The 16,446-nt window shown below is 69.0% G+C and carries 14 protein-coding genes; 2 read left to right on the top strand and 12 right to left on the bottom strand.

What is annotated here, in order from left to right; translation table 11 throughout:
* Positions 1-9: 9 nt before the first annotated feature.
* From M2157_RS04525 to M2157_RS04510, 4 genes are all read right to left on the bottom strand, one after another.
* Entirely contained in the window at positions 10-1,065 is a 1,056-nt protein-coding gene (locus tag M2157_RS04525; protein WP_280864495.1) for an ABC transporter, read from the bottom strand.
* The gene (locus M2157_RS04520) at positions 1,062-1,994 is read right to left on the bottom strand and encodes an ABC transporter ATP-binding protein (protein ID WP_280863691.1); all 933 of its coding nucleotides are present in this window, start codon (positions 1,992-1,994) and stop codon (positions 1,062-1,064) included. The genes M2157_RS04525 and M2157_RS04520 overlap by 4 nt, the downstream gene beginning before the upstream one ends.
* A 4-nt stretch (positions 1,995-1,998) precedes the next feature.
* Positions 1,999-2,472 carry a GntR family transcriptional regulator gene (locus tag M2157_RS04515; RefSeq protein WP_280860501.1) on the bottom strand — a complete coding sequence of 158 codons (474 nt, stop codon included), beginning with the start codon at positions 2,470-2,472 and terminating at the stop codon, positions 1,999-2,001.
* Positions 2,473-3,025: 553 nt separating this feature from the next.
* Complete coding sequence (locus M2157_RS04510; RefSeq protein ID WP_280864494.1) at positions 3,026-4,066, bottom strand: formylglycine-generating enzyme family protein; 1,041 nt, start codon at positions 4,064-4,066, stop codon at positions 3,026-3,028.
* A 131-nt stretch (positions 4,067-4,197) separates the two neighbouring features.
* Between M2157_RS04510 and M2157_RS04505 the strand changes: the two genes are divergently transcribed.
* A complete protein-coding gene (locus M2157_RS04505; protein WP_280864493.1) occupies positions 4,198-4,542 on the top strand; it encodes a VOC family protein in 345 nt (114 codons plus the stop codon).
* Positions 4,543-4,848: 306 nt separating this feature from the next.
* On the top strand, positions 4,849-5,493 hold the full coding sequence (locus tag M2157_RS04500; protein ID WP_280864492.1) for a GAP family protein: 645 nt from the start codon (positions 4,849-4,851) through the stop codon (positions 5,491-5,493).
* Positions 5,494-5,620: 127 nt separating this feature from the next.
* Here M2157_RS04500 and M2157_RS04495 read toward each other — a convergent pair whose 3' ends face one another.
* The 8 genes from M2157_RS04495 to M2157_RS04460 form a co-directional block, all read right to left on the bottom strand.
* On the bottom strand, positions 5,621-6,985 hold the full coding sequence (locus tag M2157_RS04495; protein ID WP_280864491.1) for a glutamate decarboxylase: 1,365 nt from the start codon (positions 6,983-6,985) through the stop codon (positions 5,621-5,623).
* 92 nt (positions 6,986-7,077) lie between these two features.
* Positions 7,078-7,533, bottom strand: coding sequence for a DUF6069 family protein (locus M2157_RS04490; protein ID WP_280864490.1), 456 nt, complete (start codon positions 7,531-7,533; stop codon positions 7,078-7,080).
* Positions 7,534-7,621: 88 nt separating this feature from the next.
* Positions 7,622-8,620 (bottom strand): RNA polymerase subunit sigma-70, encoded by a 999-nt coding sequence (locus tag M2157_RS04485; RefSeq protein WP_280864489.1) that lies wholly within the window; start codon positions 8,618-8,620, stop codon positions 7,622-7,624.
* 730 nt (positions 8,621-9,350) lie between these two features.
* Complete coding sequence (locus M2157_RS04480; protein ID WP_280864488.1) at positions 9,351-10,082, bottom strand: alpha/beta hydrolase; 732 nt, start codon at positions 10,080-10,082, stop codon at positions 9,351-9,353.
* Positions 10,083-10,376: 294 nt separating this feature from the next.
* The gene (locus M2157_RS04475; protein ID WP_280864487.1) at positions 10,377-12,929 is read right to left on the bottom strand and encodes a glycoside hydrolase family 32 protein; all 2,553 of its coding nucleotides are present in this window, start codon (positions 12,927-12,929) and stop codon (positions 10,377-10,379) included.
* The gene (locus tag M2157_RS04470; RefSeq protein ID WP_280864486.1) at positions 12,920-14,437 is read right to left on the bottom strand and encodes a glycoside hydrolase family 32 protein; all 1,518 of its coding nucleotides are present in this window, start codon (positions 14,435-14,437) and stop codon (positions 12,920-12,922) included. The genes M2157_RS04475 and M2157_RS04470 overlap by 10 nt, the downstream gene beginning before the upstream one ends.
* A gap of 76 nt (positions 14,438-14,513) precedes the next feature.
* Positions 14,514-15,425: a carbohydrate ABC transporter permease gene (locus M2157_RS04465; protein ID WP_280860487.1), complete on the bottom strand. Its 912-nt coding sequence runs from the start codon at positions 15,423-15,425 to the stop codon at positions 14,514-14,516.
* Position 15,426: 1 nt separating this feature from the next.
* On the bottom strand, positions 15,427-16,356 hold the full coding sequence (locus M2157_RS04460; protein WP_280864485.1) for a sugar ABC transporter permease: 930 nt from the start codon (positions 16,354-16,356) through the stop codon (positions 15,427-15,429).
* Positions 16,357-16,446 lie beyond the last annotated feature (90 nt).

Here is a 16,446-nt window from a genome sequence, read left to right as displayed (position 1 = left end):
CGGGCCGACTCAGGCGAGCCGCTTACGACCCCAGAAGAAGAGGAACGCCACGACACCGGCCGTCAGGGCGAACAGAATCGACGCCCCGAACCACTGCATGGCGTTCATCTGCGACATCGGGAGGTACTCCACCGACCAGCCCACGACGTCGGCCTTGTCCAGGCACGCCTGCCGTGCCGCGTCGGTCTGCGATCCCGAACAGGTGCCGAATCCCACCAGATCCCCGCTGCCGGTGACAAACGAGTAGTCGATCTCGTAGGCGCCGCGGGGGAGCGACGGGGACCCGTTCTCGCCCATGACACCCTTGTTCGTCGTGATCGTGACAGCGTTGCCGAGCGACACGATGGAGTAGGACCAGACGACCTGGACGGCCACGGTGAACCCGAAGGTGACGACCATGGCCATCAGCGTGCGGCGCAGCACCACACCGATCGCCACCCCGCCGAACACGGAGAAGAGGGTGAGAGCGACGGGCACCGGGCCCGTGTTGTTGAAGGCCTCGCCGGACGTCCAGTCCATGACCGTGACCTCGGACTTGACGGGGTTCCACCACCAGCCGAACACCGCCGACAACACGCCCGTGCTCACCACGACCACCAGTCCGGCCAGCGCCAGCTTCGTGGCGAGCCAGCGGGCCCGGCTCGCCGACTGGGCGGCGACCAGCTTGGCGGTGCCGTTCTCCAGGTCGCCCGCGATGAGCGGGGCGCCGAGGAAGACACCGAGCAGGATGGGTATCGCCTGGAGACCCATGGAGACGAAGGAGAACGCGTCGTTGTACTGCTGGAACTTGCCGCCCGCCTCGTCGAGGCTCTTGCCGGGATAGCCGTAGCCGTCGAGGAAGTCGACCAGCTGGCCGCGCTGGTAGACGATCCAGGCCACTGAGAGCGCGGTGGCGGCGAGGATCGTCCAGAACGCGGCCCGGTGCTGGCGCCAGACCAGCCAGGTCATACCGCTGAGTCGGGGGCGCCGGTTGGCCTGAGTGGTGGTCGCGTTCAAGGTCCCGTTCTTGCCGTCGCTCGTGGAGCCGGTCGAGGTGCTGGTCGAGCTGCGGGTGAAGGTGCTCATGCCGCCACCGCCCCGGTGCCGAACCCCTGGCCGTGGACCTGGGCGGTGGGGGTGATCAGCGGTGGTGCGTCGGGTGAGCGGAGATAGGCGAGCAGGAGTTCCTCCATGTTCGGGGCGTTTATGTCCCAGGGGCCGGTGACCGGGCCTTCGGGGCGGATGAGCGCGGTGAACTGCCGTCCGCTGGTCCGGGACTCGACGAGGGTGTGGTGCCCGAGGGCGGGAGGCATGCCGTCACCCTCCTTGGCGCCCGTGACCAGGGTGTGCACGGACATCAGCTCGTCCACGTCACCGGCGAGGCGCACTCCGCCGCCGGAGACGACGACGAGGTAGTCGCACACGTTCTCCAGTTCGGCGAGGACGTGGGTGGACATCAGCACGGTGGTTCCCCGCTCGGCGGCCTCGGCGAGGAGGGTGCCCATGATCTCGTGGCGCACGACCGGGTCGAGGTCCGACATCGGCTCGTCGAGCATCAGCAGGTCGGGGCGCTTGCCGAAGGCGAGGGCGATGGCGACGCGGGTGCGCTGCCCGCCGGAGAGGGTGCTGATCTTCGCGTCGAAGGGCACGTTGCCCGCGCGGATGATGTCCTCGGCGGCGCGCTGGTCCCAGCCGGGGTTCAGCTCCCGGCCCAGACGCAGGGTCTCCGCCACGGTGAAGCGGCGGAACAGGGGCTTCTCCTGGGCGAGGAACGCGGTGCGCCGACCGGACTCCGCCGAGCCCGGCGCCTCGCCGAACAGGCTGAGCGAGCCGTGCGTCGGCTCCAGGACATGGGCCGCGATGCTCAACAAAGTGGTCTTTCCGGCCCCGTTGGGACCGACCAGCCCGCAGATTCTTCCCGCCGGAAGCCGGAAGGAGCAGTCGCGCAGCGCCCAGCCCCGCCGGTAGCGCATCCCCAGCCCGTACGCCTCAAGCGCCGGCTCCCCCGCGTACATACCGTCACTCACCTGTGCTCCTAGTTGTCGTGGCCCCCGTGGACCCCGTTGTCGTGAACCCCGTGGTCGTGGCCGCCGTGGTCCCGGCGGCGTACTGCTTCTCCATCGCCGACGTGACCAGCGCGGCCACGTCCTCCTGCTCAAGACCGGCCCCGGCCGCCTTCGCCATCCACGCCACCAGCTCCGCATACAGCGGTGAGTCGGTGCCCGCCGAGGGGCGGGCCAGCGTGCGGCGCACGAAGGTGCCCTGGCCCGGCCGCGGTTCGACCAGGCCCTCGCGCTCCAGCTCGCGGTACGCCTTGAGGGTGGTGTTCGGGTTGACCGTGCTGACCTCGGCGACTTCCTTGGCGGTCGGCAGCCGGTCCCCCGGCACCAGGACGCCCAGCCGCAGGGCTTGCTTGGTCTGCTGCACGATCTGCTGGAAGGCGGGGACCCCGCTCCGCCTGTCGATGCGGTACTCCACGATCACCACCACCATTCCACTACTTGATTAGTGGAATGATGATGGAGGGCTGCGGGGGCAGTTGTCAAAGGGGCGCCAGGGACGACGACTTGGCGCTACCGTCGTCGGCAACCACCTGCTCGGAGCGAACTCGGAGCGAACCGTCCCCAGGCCGGTCTCCTCCAGCTTGCGGCGCAGCCGCGGGTCGGGCTTGGTGGCGAAGGCCCGCTCGTCAGGGATGCAGGCGGCGCTGAGCTTGCTTGAGCCGTGTGCGGTGAACAGCTGCTTGCACGGTTCTGAGGGGGGCGGGGACGCAGCAATGCGTCCCCGCTGTCCAACTCCTGATCGGACTTGGGCGATCGGCGATCAGCACGCTGGTCGAAGCGCGGGAGCTGACGCTGCGCGGTCACAGATCGACGACCTGCAGACCCGGTTGCGGGAGGCCGAGATGCACCCGGAGCACCGTGATCACCCGCAAGACCGTCACCGGCCTCGCCGACCGGCTCCCCCTGTCTCCGCCCGAGCACCCGGACTACCCCCGCGCCGCCTTCAACGAGTCGACCGGCCCCCGGCGGGCCAAGGACGTCTGTCAACCCTCGGCCACGAACTGCTGCCGAAGAACGCCGAAGGCACCCCCGCCAAGCTCAAACGCCTGGTCAAACTCGGGATCCTCACCGAGGCCGACACCGGCACGGAAGCCCAGATGACAGGTGGCGCTGTCTTCGGACTGGCCCTGGCGGGCGGCGGGGCGGTAGCGCAGGCAGTAGTTCGGGGCGCACAGGTGTGACCCGCCCTTGATGACGCGGCGGGGGAAGCGGTCGGGACCGGCCGGGGTTTCGGCCTGATGGTCAACCCGTGGATTCCGGGGTGCGCAGCAGGCCTCGGGGGCGGGATCGCGGTGGCGCGGGGCGAAGTGGTCGCAGGTCCACTCCCAGACGTTGCCGGCCACGTCGTACAGGCCGTAGCCGTTGGGCGGATACGTGCGCACCGGGCTGGTTCCCGGGGTCGGCCGCGACTTGGCGGCCGGAAGGTATTGCCAAGGGAAGGCGCCGTGCCAGGTGTTGGCCATGCGCCGGCCCTTGGGAGTGAACTCATCACCCCAGGGGAAGACCGCCGACTCAAGCCCACCGCGGGCGGCGAACTCCCACTCCTCCTCAGTGGGCAGCCCTTTGCCGGCCCAGGAGGCATAAGCGGCGGCGTCCTCGTAGGCCACCTGAGTCACCGGGTGCAGCTGCCGGCCGTTGAGGGTGCTGCCGCTGCCCAGCGGGCGGCGCCAGCAGGCGCCCGGGGCGTAGGACCACCACTGGCGCCAGTCGTCGAGGTCCACCGGCCCCGGCGTCATACGGAACACCAGCGCCCCGGGGACGAGCGCGGCAGGGTCCGCGTCCGGGTAGTCCGCCGGGTCCAACGCACGCTCGGCCACCGTGACGTAGCCGGTGGCCTTCACGAACCTCCGGAACTCGGCGACGGTGACCGGATGGGCATCCATCCAGAACCCGTCCACCGTCACCGGGTGCACGGGCCGCTCCTCGGGATAGAAGTCGGCCGCCCCCATCAAAAACGTTCCGCCCGGGATACGGACCATGCCGCGGGTCGAGGACGCCGTACCGGGCTGTGCCGCCATGCTCATGGCCTTCACCGTGCCCCAGCCCTGGCCTGCCTGAAGGCAGCGACGCGCTTCGGCGTCGTTTCCTTCGGTGATGTGCGGCTGAACGGAGGCGTGGCCGGCCTTGGAGCGGCGAGACGGGGCAGCAGCACCGCATGAACCCGCAACCGCGTTTCACGCTGGCCGCGACCACGCTTGATGCACCGGACGCCCACGAGTTGGCGCAGTTCTATCAGGCGCTGCTCGGATGGCCGATGAGGAAGGTGGAAACGGGCTGGGTGGAGATCGCTCCGGCCGATGGCAGTCCTTCCACACGGTCCGAGCAGCAGATGATGATGCATCTGGACATCGAGGTGAACGATCTGTCATCAGCCGTCGAGCACGCTCTTGCCCTGGGGGCGACGGTGGCGGACTTCCAGCCTCAGGACGACGTACGCGTCCTGTTCGACCCGGCGGGCCACCCGTTCTGCCTCTTCGTACGCACCGGCCCGAGCGCCTGACGGGCTGGGCCAGGCGGCGAGTCTGCCGTAGCCGATGAGGGCTGCGGCGATGCGGACGAAGAAGGCAAGGAAGTGCTCGGCCTGGCGTTCATGGGGGCGGACGGCCCCGGCGGGGTCCCAGGCCATGCTCGCCGGCGAGCCTGTCGGGCGGCCAGTGCCGCCATGCGGGCGTGGTCTGCTTGACCAGCCGGACCTCCGCCTGCACAGTCGGGATGCGGCACCGCAGCGGCACCGCCTCAAGCTGCCGACCGGTCCGCCCATCCACAGGTGGCACACGGCCCTGATGACCCAGGAGCGGCTGATCCGATGGTCCTCGACCTGGTTGTGATCGCTACGGCCGTCACCCTGGGGCCGTTGCACAACAGCGCCTTCATCCTGCTGCTCTCCTCACGGCAAGGTGTTCGCCTGGGCCTGGCGTTCCTGTTGTCGTGGCTGGCCAACATGATTGCGGTGATCGCCTGCGTGGTGCTGCTGACCGGTGGTCAGCCCCCGGCCCGTCACAGCGTGCCCTCGACCGCCGCCATCGATGCGAAACTCGCCATCGGCCTGGCACTGGTGCTGTACGGCGCACACCGGCACATCCGGCCGCCCCGCCCGCACGGCCCGCCACGCTGGACCGCCCGGATCGACAACGCCTCCCCGGCCACGGCAGCCGGCCTGGCATGGCTGCTGCAGCCCTGGGCACTGGTCGGCGCCGGCGCCGCGACCGCCGTCGACGCGAACCTCTCCACCCTTGCCGGTTGGCTCGCGCTGGCCGGCTACTGCCTGCTGGCCACCCTCAGCCTGATCGTCATGGAGATGTACGTGGTCTGGGCGCCCGCGGTCGCGAACGCCCGGTTGAGCGCCCTGCGGGACTGGCTCGCGCGGCGTCAGGAGCAGCTGATCGTCACGTTCGCTCTGCTCCTCGGCCTGTGGCTGACAGCCCGGAGCATCGCCGAGCTGGTCTCCTGACAGGGGCGGTCCCCGCGGCGGCACCGCCACGGGAGTTGCGATTGCGGGTGATGCTCCGTCTCCAGCGCCGGAGTCGACTGGGGTCGCCGATGGCCGGTCGCCGGGATTCCGGCTCCGTCGCAGCGCGTCAGTAGCCGGTGCCGCGCTTGACCTGGGCCCGCTCGATCCCGTGGGCGGCACCCTTGTCGTCCAGCGTGCGACATGCGTCGGCGATGTCCTGGCTCAGCCGCTCGACCTGTTCGCGGCTCAGAGTCTCCTTGACCAGGGCGCGCAGGATCTTCACCCGCTCCGCGTTGGGCGGGAGCGTGTATGCGGGCACCATCCAGCCCCGCTCGGCGGAGAGCTGCCAGGCGATGTCGGACTCGTCGTAGGCATGCTTGCCGGCGAGACGGAAAGCGACCAGCGGCAGCTGCTCGAGGTCGCTCCCGATCACTTCGAAGCGGCCGCTGCTGCGCAGGTTGTCCGCCAACGCGTGGGAGTTCTCCTGCATGATCTTCATGACGTAGGTGTAGCCCTGGCGACCGAGCCGCACGAAGTTGTAGTACTGCGCGAGCACCATCGACGCGCCGGTGGAGAAGTTCAGCGTGAACGTCGCGTCGGTCTTGCCCAGGTAGTTCTCGTAGAACACGAGGTCCTTGGCCAGGTCGGACTCCTCGCGGAACACCAGCCATCCGATGCCGGGGTAGACCAGACCGTACTTGTGTCCCGAGACGTTGATCGAACGGACCTGCTCGAGCCGGAAGTCCCACTTCGAGTCCGGGTAGAGGAAGGGCCACACGAAGGCGCCGCTGGCGCCGTCGACGTGGATCGGGATGTCCAGGTCCCGCCTTTTGCGGACGTCCCGCAAGAGCTTGTCGATGCCGACGACATCGTCCTTGTGGCCGGTGAAGGTGGTGCCGAGGACGGCGACGACGCCGATCGTGTTCTCGTCGAGGTGGGGCTCCACGTCCTCGGGGCCGATCGTGTACTTGCCCTCGGCCAGCGGCACGATCCGCGGCTCGACGTCGAAGTAGCGGCAGAACTTCTCCCATACGACGTGGACGTCTCCGCCAAAGACCAAGTTGGGGCGATCGGTCGACAGGTTTGCCGCCTGGCGGCGCTCGCGCCACTTCCACTTCAGTGACAAGGCGCCGAGCATGATCGCCTCGGACGAGCCCTGGGTCCGGCATCCGGTCGTCGTGCCCGGCGCGTGGAAGAGGTCGGCGAGCATGCGCACGCAACGCTGCTCGATCTCGGCGGAGATGGGGTACTCCGCATGGTCGATGAAATTGCGGTGGAGGTTCTCGGCGATCAGCTGCTGGGCCTCCGGCTCCATCAACGTGGTGACGAATGTGGCGAGGTTGCGCTGCGGGTCGCCCTCCATGGCGAGATCCGCATCCACGAGCCTCAAGGCGTCCGTCGCAGCCATGCCTTCCTCGGGGAAGGTGTCGGAGGGAGCGGGCGCGGTCAGGAATCGGTTACCGAAAAGAAGTGCGTCATCGCGCTTGGTCATGCAGCGATTCAAACAGCGCCAGAGCGTTCCGCTGGCGAGGGACACACCTCGCGCACGCCCTTCCGCCGCGCGCTGTCCCGTTGCGGGGATCGTCAATCGGTCCAGGTGCGGAGGCTCCGCGCCAGGGTGGGGATCATCACCGTCGCAGCGACGAGGTGCAGCCCGAGGAGGGCGGTGGTGGTGGCGGTGTTTGCCCCGGAGAGGAGGGGCGGGAGCAACGAGATCGTGGTCAGCGACACCGCCGTCCACACGAATCGCTCGGCGGGGCGAGGGCTCCAACGAAGGAGAGCGACGGCAATGACGATGCCCACGACCGAGAAGAGGCCCGTCACCACGGCGAACCCGGACAAGGGGATCGTCTCGCCACCATCGGGGACCTCGAAGTCGACGCCAACGGCCTGGGCAAGCGCCGCGGCGAGGGTGGTGGCCACCGTGGCTGCGAGCGTGGCAGTGAGGCCTGTACCGACGAGCCCGCGGAGTCGGTGGGTGTGGTTGGTCCGGCCCGATGCCGGGCCTGCGCCGACCCCGCCGCCGTTCATGCCGTTCATCTCGTTCCTTTGTCATCCGGTAGCTGGGGCACGGGGTGTCTCGACTGGCATGTGACGGTCCTGGACCTCGGAGTGGTGCACTCCGGGACTACTCCGTGCCGTCCGCCGGCAGGCGCTCCGGCAGCCCGAGCCGCGGGAACTGGTCGTCGTGGAAGATGACGATCTCGGTGATCGCCCCGCCGGTGACGCGCAGGACGTCGATCGTCAGCGGCAGGTACGCGCCCTCCTGCTCCCGCCAGAGGTAGAAGGCGAGGGCGGGCTGCCGGTTCACCGATGTGAGGACGCAGCGCAGGCGCCCCAGGTCCGCGAACCCGTCCTCGACCCAGTTGTTCACCACCGTGTCGCGACCGACGTACAGGCCCGGTGTGGGTGGCATCGAGCAGCGGACGTCGTCCCGCAGCATGGCAGCGAGACCGTCGACGTCCTTGGCGACGCTCGCGTCGGTGAAGCGGCGCACCAGTTCGCGCGTCCCTGGGTCCTCCTCGCCGCTGGTCCAGTCCTGCCGCTCGGCGGGCAGATGCTCCCGCATGCCGGCGCGGGCCCGCTGCAGCGCGCTGTTCACGGAATTGACGGAGTCCCCGAGGAACTGCGCGACCTCCTTGGCCGGCAAGCCGAGCACGTCCCGCAGGATCAGCACGGCCCGCGGGCGCGGTGCGAGGTGCTGGACCGCGACCAGGTACGCCAGCTCGATCGTCTCCCTGGTGACGGCGACGGTCTCCGGTTCGTCCGCGCCACCCGCCGGCAGCTCGTCGAGCAGCCGGTCCGGGTAAGGCTGCAGCCACGGCACCTCGCCGCCGGTCGCAGGCTCCGGGCGGCACTTGGCGAGCAGGTCCAGGCAGGCGTTGGTGGCGATCCGGTACAGCCAGGCCCGGAACGTCGACCGCCCCTCGAAGGTCTCCCGCCGCCGCCAGGCACGGAGGAACGTCTCCTGCACGGTGTCCTCGGCGTCCTCGAACGACCCGAGCATCCGGTAGCAGTGCACGTGCAGCTCCCGCCGGTGCCGCTCGACCAGTCCGGAGAACGCCGGTTCGTCGACCTCGCCCAGCTCGCTCACGCCCAGCTCCTCCAGCCGCGTGTCCGCACTCATCACGTCATCCTTACGCCTCGTCGTGTCCCGTCGTAGGTGTGACGGGTACGGGCGCGAAAACTCATCACGCGACTTGATCGTCCAGGTGTTTGGCCATGGCACTGACCCGGGAGTCGGCCCGGGTGTCCCACTCGTGCGGCCGGTAGGAGGTTCGGGACCGCTGGACCGTCTGCGAAGGGGTCAGTCTCCGAGAGCACGGATGCGCCGCAGCCGCGACCGGACCTCGGCATCGGCGCTCCCGACTTCCTCGCCGCGCACCGCGAGCCCTTCCCTGATGGTCGCTACCGGGCAGGATGCCGCATGGTCGCGCTCGGTGGCGCTCAGGCCGCTTATCGCATGTGCCTGACCGGGTGGACGATCGTGTAGGGCAAACCACTGGCTCGCAGGAGGCGTTCGGAGCGCCGCTTCCACGGCGTGGCTCCGGGGAGGTCGCTGCGGGTGGCGTAGATGGAGGTCATCAGCGCCACGCGCGGCCGGGCGCCGTCCCGCCTGCGCGGCCCGGGTGCGTGCTGATCCGATACGTGGCTGCGAGGGCCGGGCGGGGGAGAGCCCCAGCTGGACGGGGGAGACCATCAGGTGGCCGTGGCCGTGGCCGTGGCCGTGGCCGTGGCCGTGGCCGTGGCAGTGGGTGGTGGCGGGCGTCGGAGAAGGGCCCATGGGGCTTGAGCCCGACGATCGTCCCCCTGGGGAACGGATCCCGATCGGCGCGTCACGGAGTGCAGGCGGCGTATCAGCCAAGGTGCCGGGCGAAGAAACGTAGCGTGCTGTCTATCTCGAATGCCGGGATCTCACCGTGCTTGCCGGGGTTGGCGTGCAGCGTCTTCTCGGTTGAGGCGAAGGCGTCGAACAGTGCCAGGCTCTGGGTCCGTGGCACTCGCTCGTCGTCCCACTGGACGAGGAACTCCACCGGGACGGTGATCCCCGCGGCGGTCTCGGTGGACACCTCAGCACCGGCCAGGCCCAGTACTGCCGCCCGAATTCGGGACTCGGCGGCGATGAGCGGGACGCCGAGCACGCAGCCCAGCGACACACCCCAGTAGCCAACTGGGCCAATGCCAACGTGACTGAGCTTCTGGACCTCGTTGAGGACTGTCTGCCATTCCGGCACGATCTGACGGACAACGAGCGACTGGAATGCGGCGATCAGCGGGACCAGCCCCTCACCGGTGTCAAGCCTGGCCTCGTACTCGGTCGCGATCCGGGTGAATTCCTCATGTTCCGGCCGGTCACCGTGACTTGGCGCATCGACCGCCACCACGGCGAAACCGCGTTCGGCCACGAAACGGCGCGCACGGTCCACGATGCCAGGGGCCTTCTTGCTCTGACCGCCGCCGTGCCCCATTGCAATCAGTGGGCGGGTCCCGTCGGCACCTCGTGGAGTCCATAGCACGCCAGGGATGTCGCCGAGGAGAAATAGCTGTTCAAGGACGCCTTCGGACGACGTCTCAGAGGTAAAGCGCATAGAGCTTCGGGCCTTTCGGGATGCCTGCTGCGGACGCTTTCCAGTGTGATCGTCGGTTCTCGACAGGTCGCGCTCGCCGACGGCTTTGGCGGAGCACAGTCCATGCAGGTAGAGCGGAGCCGCACCATCTGGGCGAGGCGCCAGGTCACCAGCGCCACGGGCCGCAGCGGATGATCCGCAGAAACCGCCTGCCCTCACCGCCCGGGAAAGCACCCGAGCGGCGAGTCACGTCACAGCAGGGCCAACGACTTGATGCGGCAGGCGCCGGCCGACCTGCAGCACACCGGGGTTGGCTCATTTCCAGGTCGATGCCAGTTGCCATGCCTGGAGGTGGGTGAGTTCGGCCGTTCCGTTGTCGGCGAAGACGTCGACGCCGGTGCTGGAGGGGTCGGGGAAGATCTGGTCGGTCAGGACGACCTGCTCGCCGCGCGCGTTCTGGGCGTAGACCTCGACGGATGAGGTGTCGACGAGGACGTGCAGGTGCAGGGGCTTGCCGTCGAGTGCCAGCGGGGCGTGTTCGGTGCTGGAGAAGGTGGGGTCGAAGTCGGTCGCACCCGAGGCGGTGCGGTCGAGGTAGACCTCGCCGGTGGCGGTGTCGTAGCCGATCCGGGTGCGCTGTCCGGCGGCGCCGGTGCGTACGTCGAGGCCGAAGCGGGTGGCGGTGCCCGGGGTGAGGTCGGCCTTGAGCTCCAGGGTGTTGCCCTGGACGTCGAGCGGCGTGGCGCCGTCGGTGACGGTTCTGGCGGGGACGGTGGTGGTGCTGCCGCGGAGGGTTCTCAGTTCGCTGACCGGGTTCTGGACCAGCTGGGTCTTGCCGTTCACGGTCCGCAGGGCGAGCTGGCGCGGGAAGGTGTCGGCGCTGCGCCAGGGGCTGGTGGGGATGTTCCCGCCGTAGTTCCAGCTGTTCATCCAGGCGATCATGACGCGTCGGCCGCCGGGGACGTCGGTGAAGGTGTTGGCGGCGTAGAAGTCCTGGCCGTGGTCGAGCCAGTGGGCGCGCTGGGTGGTGGACAGAGCGGGCTGGTCGGCGGCGGTGAAGTGGTCGGCGAGGACGTGTCCCCAGCCGCCGGTGTTGGCGTCGACGATCTGGAGCTGGACCTGCTTGCCCTTGTAGGCGGTGGTGTTGAAGGAGGCCCAGTCGAGGTTCTCGGAGTCGGCGCCGGTGGCGCTCTGGACGATCTTGCCGTCGACCAGCAGGTTGACGCCGGTCTCATCAGAGCGGGGCTTGGCCTGGGTGTCGGAGAGGACGACCTGGTCGAGGTTGAGGTGGCCCCAGCCGCCGGTGTTGGCGTCCACGACCTTGATCTGGGCCTGCTTGCCCTGCAGGTCGGACAGGTCCCAGGAGGCCCAGTTCAGGGCCTCGGCGTTGGCGCCGGTGGCGGAGCGCACCATCTTGCCGTCGACGACGAGTTCGACGGCCGTGGGGGCGTCGGAACTCGCGGCGTGGTAGCCGCCGCCGATGAGGAAGTCCAGGTACTTCTTGTCGATGGTGAAGGTCGGGGAGGTGAGGGTGCCGGTGGTGGCGTCGCCGTTCAGGTAGCTGTTGGCGAGCCCGTTGCCGAGGTAGCCGGTGACCTGTTGCTGGTTGGGGAGGGTTCCCTGGGCCGGGGCGGTACCGAAGGCGTCGCCGGTGGTGGTCCAGTCGCCGATGGGACTGGTGTAGGTGCTGCCCTCGAAGTCGGCGAGTGTTTCGCCGGTGGGTGCCGGCTCGTCGCTCTGTGTGGAGCCGGGCTGGTACGGGTGGTTGCCGCCGCCTACCTTGAAGTTGATGTAGTTGCTGGTCACGGTGAACGCGGGCGAGGTCAGCGTGCCGGTGGAGGCGTCGCCGCCGTGGAAGCTGTTGGCGAAGGCCTTTCCGTCGGAGCCGGTGACCGCACTCTGGCCGTCCAGCGCCCCGGTCGTCGGCGCGGTGCCGAACGCGCTCCCGTCGGCCGTCCAGTCGCCGAAGGAGCCGGACTCGAAATCTTGCAGCGCGGTGCCGCTCGGCGGGGTGTAGGTGCCGCTGTCGTCGGCGGTGAACTTCTTGCCGTCGAAGTCGCCGACGAAGTACTGGGCGCCGGAACCGCCCGCGATGGCACCGGGGTTGAGGTTGACCGCCAGCACCCACTTGGTCTTCTTGGCGTTGCCGTCCACCGGCAGCGGGAACAGGTCCGGGCACTCCCACACGCCGCCGGTCGCTCCGGCCGGGCCGAAGTCGCTCAGGTGGGTCCAGTCCTTGAGGTTCGAGGAGCTGTAGAAGGCGATCTTGTGCTGGTCGGAGAGGGCGACGGCCATCAGCCAGCTGTGGGTGGGGGCGTACCAGAAGACCTTCGGGTCACGGAAGTTGACGGAGCCCAGGTCGAGGACCGGGTTGCCGGAGTACTTCTTCCAGGTGGTGCCGCCGTCCGTGCTGTACGCCAGGGACTGCCTCTGGACGTCTGTGTACTTCACCAGGCTGGTGTAGACGGCGACCAGCGGCGGGTTGGTCCTGGTCCCGAAGCCGGTGGTGTTGTTCTTGTCGAGCACCACGCTGCCGGAGAAGACCATCTCGTTGTCGTCCTGGGGGATGGCGACCGGGAGTTGCTTCCAGTGGACGAGGTCGGTGCTGACGGCGTGGCCCCAGGAGATGTTGCCCCAGCTGTTGCCGGACGGGTTGTACTGGAAGAACAGGTGGTACTGGCCCTTGTACCAGATCAAACCGTTGGGGTCGTTCATCCAGTTCTGGGACGGCGTGAAGTGGAACTGGGGCCGGTACAGCTCGTGGTAGAGGGTGTCGGCGGCGGCCGGCGTGGCGGCGAGCAGGCCCAGCCCGGACAGGACGGTCAGAGCCGTGAGAAGTCTGCGGCGGGGACGGGTCGTTAGGGACATGGCGCTCCTTGTGCGGGAATCGGGTGGTGCGCGTGCGGGGCGTCCTGGGTGTCGGGGCCGGGTTCCGCAACGTGGCCGACGACCTTGGGGGCGGCGAGATTCCATGCCTGGACGGTGAAGTCGACGGATCGGGCCTGCAGCGACCAGGGGGCGTCGGAGTCCGGGTAGAAGCGCAGGGTCAGGGCTTCGCCGGTGCTGAGGAAGACTTCGACGACGGACCGGTCGACCACCATGCGCAGTTCGACCGGTGCGCCGGAACGGGCCGCCGGGTAAGGGATGCGGTATGTGCCGCCGACGGCCCGGGGATCGCGGGAGGCGTGGGAGCGGTCGACGACCACTTCGCCGGCGTCGGCGTCGACCGTGACATCCAGGTGTTCGCTTGCGTCGGCCGAGGTGGCCAGCCGGAGGCCGCCTGTATGGCCCGGCGGAGGTGTGAGCCGGGCGGTGAGGTCGAAGGTGCTGCCGACTTCGCCGAGTGCGACCGGGTCCGCCTGGACGGGGCCGGTGGCGTACAGGAGTTGCTCGCCGCGCAGTGCGGTGACTTCCCGGGCAGGCTGCTGGTGGACGGTGCCGTCGGCAGTGAGGGTGATCTCGCGGGGGAGGGTGAGCAGTCCGGCCCAGCCCGCCTCTCCGACCCAGGTGGGTTCCCGGGCCTCCCATGACCAGGCCCACAGCAGCCAGCGCCCGTCCGGGGCGCGCAGCAGTGCGGGGGCGTAGAAGTCCGGGCCGTGGTCGAGCCGGACAGGTGCAGTGGGGTGGAAGGTGCCGTTCAGGGTCTCGCGGCCGGAGTAGGCGGCGGTGGCCTGGGGGCCGGCATCGTGGTCCCAGGTACTGATGATCAGCAGGCCCTGCCGCCCCGCGCCGTCGGGCACCGGCCAGAAGGCGTACTGGGGGCACTCCCAGCCGGCGCCGGTGTCGGTGCCGCCGGGCAGCGGCCTCGGGGTGTCGACGGCGAACGGGCCGAGGTGCTGCCAGTGGTCCAGGTCCGTCGACTCGTACAGCTGGGCGGCGCCCCGGCCGTCGGCGAGCGCCGAGCCGACCAGCATCCGCCAGCGGTCTTCCTCCTGCCAGACATAGGGGTCGCGGTACATCGTGGTGTCGGCGGGCGGCTTCGGGATGAGCAACTCCGGCCGCTTGGCCCAGGTGTGGCCGCCGTCGTGGGATTCGGCGGTGGTGACCGGCTGCCACCAGCGGCCGGTGCGGTTGGCGGAGTAGAACGCCACCAGCCGGCCGCCGATGGAGACGGCGTTGCCGGAGAAGCACCCGTCGGCGTCGTCACCGCCCGGGGTGGGGTCCAGGGCGACCGGGAGCTCTTCCCAGGTGACCAGGTCCGGGCTGCGGAAGTGCCCCCAGTGCATGTTCGCGTGTTGCGGACCGTACGGGTTGTACTGGAAGAACACGTGGTAGTGGCCGTCGTGGAAGACCAGGCCGTTGGGGTCGTTGATCCAGTTGCGCGGCGGGCGCAGGTGTACTGCGGGCAGGTGGGGGTCGACGGGCGGCGTGGACACACGGGGCCTTTCGAAGGGTGCGCGAGGCACAGGGGGGTGGCAGAAGTGGTGGGGGGCGGGCGCGGGGCGGCGGAGGTCAGCCCTTGACGCCGCTGGAGGCGATGCTGCTGACGAAGGCCCGTTGGAAGGCCACGAACAGCGCGAGCACCGGCACCGTGATCATCGACGAGTAGGCCATGATCTGGCCCCAGGAAGGGTTGAGCTGGAAGAAGTACTGGATGCCGACCATGACCGGGCGCAGGTTCTCGCTCTGGACGACCATCAGCGGCCAGAGGTAGGAGTTCCAGGCCGGCAGGAAGGTCAGGATGGCCACCGTGGCGATCGCCGGGCCGGACAGCGGCATGACGATGCGCCGGTAGATGCCGAACCAACTCGCCCCGTCGATGACGGCGGCTTCGTCGAGCTCCTTGGGGATGCTCTGGAAGTACTGGTGGAACAGGAAGATGGAGAAGGCGTTGGCGACGAAGGGCAGGATCTGCACCTGGTAGGTGTCCAGCCAGCCCTCGGTCAGGGTGAGGTGGAAGCCGTTCACCTGGAACCAGGGCAGTTGGTTGACCCACCAGACCAGCGGCAGGGCGAAGGTCTCGAACGGCACGATCAGCGTCGCGATCACGGCGGCGAGCACGATCTTCTTGCCGCGCCACCTCATCCGTGACAGGGCGAACGCCGCGAGGCTGTTGACGAAGATGCCCAGGACCACGGTGACGGCTGAGATCCCGATGGAGTTGAGCAGGAACCGGGCAGCGGGCACCCGGTCGAAGACTCCGCTGTAGTTGTCCAGGGACAGGTGGCCGACCGGCAGGAACGCCTTGACGCCGTCCAGGTCGCCGAAGATCTGCTGGTCGGGCTTGAGCGATGACACCAGCATGAACACGATCGGGAAGGCGAAGAACAACGCGAGCGCGATGCGCGCCGCCTGCACGGTGAGCGAGCGCAGCAGCGACCTCTGGCGGCCCGGTCGTGCGGGGGCAGGGGATACGGAGGTCATGTCAGCCCTTCTCCCTGGTGAGGAAGCGCTGGACGAGGGAGACCGCCAGCACCAGTACGAAGAAGACGAGGGAGATCGCGGACGCGTATCCGGTCTGCTGCTGCGCGTATCCCGTTTGCACGGCCTGGTAGACGACCGTGGTGGTCGAGTCCAGAGGGCCGCCCTGCGTCATGACGCTGACCTGAGCGAACAGGCTGAACGCGGCGATCGTGATGGTGATGAGCACGAACGTGCGGGTCGTGCGTAGGCCGGGCCAGGTCACGTACCGAAAGCGGACCCAGCGGGTGGCGCCGTCGATGTCCGCTGCCTCGTACAGGTCCTGCGGGATGGTCTGAAGCCCGGCCAGCCAGATGATCATGTGGAAGCCGACACCCTGCCAGACGGACATGAGGATGATGGCGGGCATGGACGTGGACGGGTTGTTCAGCCAGTCCGGCCCGTGTACGAGTCCGAGGCTGAGGTGCGAGATGAGCTCGTTGACCAGTCCCGTCTTCTGGTACATGAAGGTCCACAGGATGGAGACCACCACCATGGACGTGACGACCGGGATGAAGTAGACGGTCCGGAAGAAGTTGACGCCCTTGACCTTGGCGTTGACGAGCAGCGCGAGCACCAGCGCCAGGCCGCCCTGCAGCGGAACGACGACCGCGGCGAAGTAGAAGGTGTTGCGCAGCGACTTGTAGAACAGCGGGTCGTCCAGCAGCGTGCGGAAGTTCTGCAGTCCGGTGAACTGGGCGGGGACCGGGGAGACCAGGCGGGCGTTGGTGAAGGCCAGCGCGAAGGCCAGCACCACCGGGATGACGAAGAACAGCAGCAGCAGGAACACGGCGGGGCTCACCATGCCGAGGGCGGTGAGGCTTTCCCTGCGCCGTGCACGCCCCTGCGGTGCGCGTCGAGCCGGAGGGGCATCGACAGCGGGTCGAGTGGACATGGGGGTCACTGTGGTGGCCATGGGACATCCAGGCAGGTACATGTCCCGGCGGAGGCGGAGAGGAGGCACCGCGTCCGCCGGGACGGGCGG

The organism is Streptomyces sp. SAI-127 (assembly GCF_029894425.1).
Classification (GTDB): domain Bacteria; phylum Actinomycetota; class Actinomycetes; order Streptomycetales; family Streptomycetaceae; genus Streptomyces.
The sequence above is the reverse complement of the archived record's forward strand: the minus strand, read 5'-3'. Positions and strand labels throughout refer to the sequence as shown.

Bases quoted from the DNA above. Each gene is read 5' to 3' on its own strand.
- M2157_RS04495 (WP_280864491.1), bottom strand. From the start codon at position 6,985: ATGACCAAGCGCGATGACGCACTTCTTTTCGGTAACCGATTCCTGACC.
- M2157_RS04490 (WP_280864490.1), bottom strand. From the start codon at position 7,533: ATGAACGGCATGAACGGCGGCGGGGTCGGCGCAGGCCCGGCATCGGGC.
- M2157_RS04465 (WP_280860487.1), bottom strand. From the start codon at position 15,425: ATGACCTCCGTATCCCCTGCCCCCGCACGACCGGGCCGCCAGAGGTCG.
- M2157_RS04520 (WP_280863691.1), bottom strand. From the start codon at position 1,994: ATGTACGCGGGGGAGCCGGCGCTTGAGGCGTACGGGCTGGGGATGCGC.
- M2157_RS04460 (WP_280864485.1), bottom strand. From the start codon at position 16,356: ATGTCCACTCGACCCGCTGTCGATGCCCCTCCGGCTCGACGCGCACCG.
- M2157_RS04525 (WP_280864495.1), bottom strand. From the start codon at position 1,065: ATGAGCACCTTCACCCGCAGCTCGACCAGCACCTCGACCGGCTCCACG.
- M2157_RS04500 (WP_280864492.1), top strand. From the start codon at position 4,849: ATGGTCCTCGACCTGGTTGTGATCGCTACGGCCGTCACCCTGGGGCCG.
- M2157_RS04510 (WP_280864494.1), bottom strand. From the start codon at position 4,066: ATGAGCATGGCGGCACAGCCCGGTACGGCGTCCTCGACCCGCGGCATG.
- M2157_RS04475 (WP_280864487.1), bottom strand. From the start codon at position 12,929: ATGTCCCTAACGACCCGTCCCCGCCGCAGACTTCTCACGGCTCTGACC.
- M2157_RS04480 (WP_280864488.1), bottom strand. From the start codon at position 10,082: ATGCGCTTTACCTCTGAGACGTCGTCCGAAGGCGTCCTTGAACAGCTA.
- M2157_RS04485 (WP_280864489.1), bottom strand. From the start codon at position 8,620: ATGAGTGCGGACACGCGGCTGGAGGAGCTGGGCGTGAGCGAGCTGGGC.
- M2157_RS04505 (WP_280864493.1), top strand. From the start codon at position 4,198: ATGAACCCGCAACCGCGTTTCACGCTGGCCGCGACCACGCTTGATGCA.
- M2157_RS04515 (WP_280860501.1), bottom strand. From the start codon at position 2,472: ATGGTGGTGGTGATCGTGGAGTACCGCATCGACAGGCGGAGCGGGGTC.